Source organism: Flavobacterium jejuense (genome assembly GCF_006491595.2).
In the GTDB taxonomy this organism is placed as follows: domain Bacteria; phylum Bacteroidota; class Bacteroidia; order Flavobacteriales; family Flavobacteriaceae; genus Flavobacterium; species Flavobacterium jejuense.
Window position 1 is genome coordinate 1 of record NZ_VEVQ02000031.1, and the last position, 6,230, is coordinate 6,230.

The window sequence follows — 6,230 nt, forward strand, 5'->3', positions numbered from 1 at the left end:
TATTGTTGTCTGTTTATATAAATCCAACCTGTTTTAGAATCCATATCAGCAAATTCTATTACATAATAGTAAGTACCATCTGGTAACTCATCTCCATTATTGGTTTGACCAGACCATTCATCTTCATAATTAGATTTTGTATAAACTTCTCTACCGTATCTATTAAAAATTTCTAGCTTATTTACATTAAAATAGGATAGATCAAAAGAGTCATTTTTTCCATCATTATTTGGTGATATCCCTTTTTGTATAGTACACTGTATGGTTGTAACAGTTAGATTACCAGTATCATAACAAGGATCTTCTGGCATGAAGGTATAAGTAAAATCTCCTATTGCTGAATTAGCTATCGTTGAAGGTGTCCAAGTTCCTGCTAGAGTATACCCTTCTGTTGAAACTGTTGGGAAATTAGTGTTTGAATTTAAACAAGCTTCAATCTCCTCAAAAGAAATCATCGTTTTAGAAGTGATTTCAACATTTAAACTACCATCTGTTGCGCATTGACCAGCATCAGGTGTAAAGGTATAGGTTAAAGATCCAGTAGTTGACGTATCAATATTGGAAGCATTCCAAGTTCCTGTATAGCCTTCAAAAGAGAGTGTTGGTAATGCAGTGTCTAAATCACCTTGACATAATGTTATAGTATTGAATGTTGCTGGAGCTGGAGCTGCAACCACTACAGTTGCTGTTTCGTCTATAGCAGCATTACAACCACTGAAGATGAAATCATAAGTTATTCCATCAATCCAATAACTACCTGCAGTGTATTCTAAAGTAATAGAATTGGTTGCTACCGTAGTTGTAAATACAGTTTGATTTAATTCTGATATAGTACCGCTATTTAAAGTAGTTGTTGTATTTCCATCTGTAACAGTTATTTCTCCAGCAGCATCACCTTTAGCAGCGCTTATTATTATAGAAGTTCCAACTGGTACTAAATCATCTAGTTCTAAAATTAAAAGAGGATTAGTTATGTTGACTTGAGTAGCGTTTAGATTTGTTGCGTTTGTTCCTGCTGTTTCAATTGGGCCTAATGCATTAACTGGATCTATACCACCTGTTGCATTTATAGCATGATGTGTTAGTGTCGTTGAACTAGTAGTTATGCTAGTTAAGATAATAGTTTGATCTATCATTGCATTTGAAGAAGTAACTGTAGCATTTCCACTTCCGCTAAGATTTATAAAATCACTAACTCCATTAATAGTATAATTTACAGTACTATTAGGCGTTCCTGTTATATTAAAAATTGCATCTTCATTCTCACAAATAGGACTTGTGTTTTCTACGACTGAAGCTGTAATAGGATCGAGTACTTCGACAGAGAAACTTTGTTCAATTATAAAACCACATTCATCTGTAATTTCAACTGTATAAGTTGTATTTGCTGTAGGTGTAAATACAGGATTTGGGAGTGTTACATCACTTACACCATCGGAAGGTGTCCATAAATAATTACTAGCACCTGCATAACTAGCATCAATATCAGTGATTGAAGAATTAGCACAGATAGTTTTATCTGCTAGACTATATGGGTCTGTAAATGATAAATATTTAAAACACAGTTCTTGTTGGTTTGAAAAACCACCTGTAGAGCCTGTAAAGCCAAAATATACATTTGGATCTCCTCCAAAAATTGTATTGATAATATCTCCAGTATAGGTTAATCTTTGGTTACAATCAAAAACTACAGTTAGTGTTTGAGTTGCTACTTCCCATAAAATTTTAACTTCATGTCCTACTCCGTCTTCAATATTATCTGATGTAGAAGATGCAGCAATTGGACCTGCTAAATTATTAGCATTATTGTGCTCTGTGTTTCCATTCGCTAATATAGCAAGATGGTCAGCAGGTATGTCACCATTAAAACCATTGTCATAAGTGTCAAATTCTACTGCTAAAGAATTATCTATGCCTTGATATCCAATTCCTGTTCCAGTAACTCCAATTACAGGAGTTGCGTCTTTTTTCAAAACAAAAGCTATTCCATCTGCACCATTATCATCATCACCAAAGCCAGCCTCAAAGATTATTTGGAAATCAGTATTAAGATTGATTACATTATCATACCAAACTGCTCCACCTTGTGAAAGTAGATTTTCTGTTATTCTAAAGCAACATTCTCCAAGAGTTTGTGCATCTCCTATTAATTGAGGAACTAAATTGCTGCTGTAGCAATTTGTAAGTTGTGTCTCAAAAGTATGAGGTCCTTGCCAATTACTTATACCATCAATAGCTCCACAATCTGAAGATACATAGAATTCATATTGTGTTGAAGGATTTAATCCAGTTATAGTAAAAGGATTTGAATTTGCAGGTATGATAATAGATGAGGCGTTAGGATATCCAGTTCCAACTGGTTGTACTACAATTTGCCAACTAGTAACCCCTGGATTGTTTTCTGTCCAAGTTACCGTTGCAGAATCTCCTTGAGATACCACTAAAGAAAGGTCTGTTGGTTTAAAACATGAGGGCGGAGTACATTCTCCAACGCCACTGTATAAGAGTGTGTTTTGCATGCCTGCACCAGTTGGATGTGTGTATAAAGAGTCACCAAACGGATCAATGATTTGTATTCCAACTTCATTAGGATAATTTCCACCTGAGTTCCAAAATAATTCGAAAGGAACACCATCACAAATAGGTATTTGAATAGTAATTGGTCCGTTTCCAGTTGTAAAACTTGGGCCAATGATACCTACTACAATGCCATTTTGACTAATATTCATTGTATTGCCATTCCAACCATCTCCAAAGCTATCTGTTAAAATGAAACTATAATTACATTGATTAATTGGGTCACAAATTGTGGTGTTAAAAGTACTTGGTCCTTCCCAAGCACTACTATCTGTAGAAGAACATACAGCTCGAACATATACTTCATAAATAGTTCCAGCTGTTAAGCTTGTTAAAGTGTATGGATTTGTTGTTGTAGAGACAATTGTACCATTACCTTGTGTGAATCCAGCAGGTCCGTATTCAATTTCCCATGTAGTTGCTCCCGTATTATCAGTCCATGAAACTTGAGCTTGAGCATCTGTAATTGCATCTATAATTATTCCAGTAGGTTTTAAACAGGTAGGAGCAGGAGCACAGGTAACATTTGCTGCCCATCCAGTTCTTACTCCAGAGGTGTCACTTCTAAATCGAAAAGTCAAACAACCAGAAGGACCTGAGGCTGTGAAAGGACCAGGTATAGTGGTGCCCCAAAATCCTCCAGAAAGCCCTCCAGGAACATTGCCAGCATCATTTGTACTTGCAATTTGCGGTGCCGCTGTAGAGTTTCCATCAAAGATATATAAGGCATCCCAGTTGGCTTCGGTGTTAAAAGCTGTAAAGTCGACAGTTACTTGATCACCAGGGTTTTCAGGACAAATAGTTATTACATAATCTGAATTGTTTGAATAATCACCGGAAATACCTCCTTGATCATAGAATATATCACCTCCACAATAATCGGGTAAAGTGGTTAAAGATACTGGTCCTTGCCATGCACTATCATCTGTTGGAGAACAAATAGATTTTATATAAACATCATAAGGTGTTGCAGTATTTAATCCAGATAATGTGTAAGGATTTGTTGTAACAGATACAGTGGTTCCTGTTCCTTGTGTGAATCCAACAGGTCCATATTCAATTTCCCAAGCAGTAGCTCCATTGTTTTCTACCCAATCTATTAAAGCTTGAGATGATGTTATATTAGAAATCGTTACGCTAGTAGGTTTTAAACAGGTAGGAGCTGGAGCACAGGTTACATTTGCAGTCCATCCATCTCTTACTCCAGAGCTATCGCTTCTAAATCGAAAAGTTAAACAACCTGTAGGTCCAGAGGCAGTGAATGTTCCAGGAAGTGTTGTACCCCAATACCCTCCAGGAAGTCCTCCAGGTACATTACCAGCACCATTTGTACTTGCAATTTGCGGTGCCGCTGTAGAATTTCCATCATAGATATACAAGGCATCCCAGTTGTCTTCGGTGTTAAAAGCTGTAAAGTTAACCGTTACTTGGTCACCAGGGTTGTCAGGACAAATAGTTATTACATAATCTGAGTTGTTTGAATAGCTGCCAGAAACACCACCTTCATCAATAAAATTCCCTCCACATGATGGTGGAAGTGCAGAAGTAGTAAAATTAGTAGGACCACTCCAACTACTTACATTATCTGATGCACAAAGTGATCTGACATAGAAACTATAATTAGTTAGGGATAATAATCCAGTTAAATTGTATGGGTTAGAGTTTACTATTATAGTAGTTCCAGTTCCTTGTGTAAAACCTACAGGTCCATATTCGATTTCCCATTGTGTTGCTGTACTTGGACTAGTCCAAGCTAATGAAGCTGAAGTAGCTAAAGGAGTAGCGCTTAAATTAGTATTGTCTAAACATTTTTCATCAACATTTACATTGTCAATAAACCAGCGGTCTCCATTGTCATTCTCCATTACGAATGCTATGTAGAGATTTTGACCAACATAAGGATTTAAATCAACTACTTTTTGTATGTAATTGGTTTGTTCATTGGTTGTTGTACCGTTCATTAGTTCAGACTCATTCCACGATTTTATAATAGTAAAATTAGCCATGTCATTTTGTGCATAAGTATCTGCATCTGCAATTCGAATTGTAAAATTACTTCCTTGTATCCCTGCTTGAGTTAGTTTAGTATAAAAACGAAGTTGTCCATCGGAAGGAATGTTAACCGATGGAGTGATTAACCAATCAAGAGCAAAAGTTCCATCAGGGACATTTTCTCTATTTAAATAAGCGGCTCTTGTGCCAGCATAAGCCTGACCCACAGGTGCTAGTTGCCAGCTTTGGGCGGTGCCAATCGTATTGTCTAAAATTGCCCATGATCCAGAAGTTAAATTCCAAGTTGGTAAAGTAGGTACTGATGTTCCTTCAAAATCTTCTGTTAATTGCCCATAAGAAATTAGGGTAAACAATGAGATAAATGAAAGTAGTAGTTTTTTCATATCTGTAGGTTTGTAGTTAGTGTTATAAAGTAGGGCAAATGTAATAATTGCTTTTAATTTTAAAATTTTTACCGACAAAAAGTATATTAATGCCGACAAAAAGCATATTTTCAACTTTAAAGGCAGGTGGAGTGAAATATAAATCTCACAAAAATATTTAAAATTGTTATATTTTATTAAAAAAAAGCGTTTTTATATAGATATATTTTAAAAATAATGCAAATTGTTTGATTTAATTGTATTGTGTTTTGTAGTGAAAAAGTTGTATGTGAAATAAAAATTTATTTAATAGGTTATTAAATAAATTTTTATTTGGATTTAAGCTTAAAGAGGTTGGTTTTTTTAAAATGAAAATCTTGTATAAACTGTAAAAAAAATATGGTTGAATTAAGTTTTTTTTTCTAATTAATGATGGAAATATTTCCTTTCTCTTAACCAGCTAATGAAATTCAAAATCTTTTCTTTAAGTGATATATTAGTTCTATTTTATAAGATGGTATTGGAATTTTTATTTATTTCAGCAGTATCCTAATATTATTATAAGTGTGACTCAAAAAAACAAATTGTATTTTGGTTTGCTTTTTTGATACGTTATAAAAAGTACTTTGCCATAGTATTCAATTTTTGGAAAAAGCTGTGACATTTTTTTTAGTTTAAAATTAATGTTACACTTTTGTGACAAACTAAATTGATTTTTTAAAATGTCAAAGAAACAGTGACAAAATAGAAATGAAAATATCACAAGTTTTTTTGTACTTGTTTACTCTTCTTTTTTCTTTAGAATACTATCTGTTTGAATAATTGGTATTGTGATGCTGTCGACTTTTTTTTCTAAAGGAACTGTTTTTGGTTGTATAAGGCTATCTTTTGTTATAATTGGTAAAGGAATGGCTGTAGAATCAGCAGGATTGGTTAATTGAGAAACATTATCAATATATTCTGTTTCTTCTAAGTCTTCTGTTGTAATTTGCTTTAAATGATATGAAAAAAAGCCTTGTCTCTATTGACAAGGCTTTTGTATTGTTAAATAAGTTTAAAAAAAACTATTCTTTGATCACTTTAATTACTTGTTGCTCTCCATCAATAGTTATATTAACGATATAAGCACCACTATTTAGTTGTGACATATTAACTTTTACAGAAGTAGAATTCACTTCTTTAGATAATACTTCTTGACCTAATAAATTAAAGATACTAATAGAAGTTATATCTGAAGTATACTCCAAATTAAGCATATCTTTAACTGGGTTAGGATAA

The 6,230-nt window shown here is 33.9% G+C and carries 2 protein-coding genes; both read right to left on the bottom strand.

Going from position 1 to position 6,230, the window contains the following annotated elements; genetic code table 11:
- A partial coding sequence (locus FIA58_RS21000) for a lectin-like domain-containing protein (RefSeq protein ID WP_140964661.1) occupies positions 1–4,973 on the bottom strand: 4,973 nt, incomplete at its 3' end.
- Positions 4,974–6,016: 1,043 nt separating this feature from the next.
- On the bottom strand, positions 6,017–6,230 hold a 214-nt coding region (locus FIA58_RS21005), incomplete at its 5' end, for a T9SS type A sorting domain-containing protein (RefSeq protein WP_140964662.1).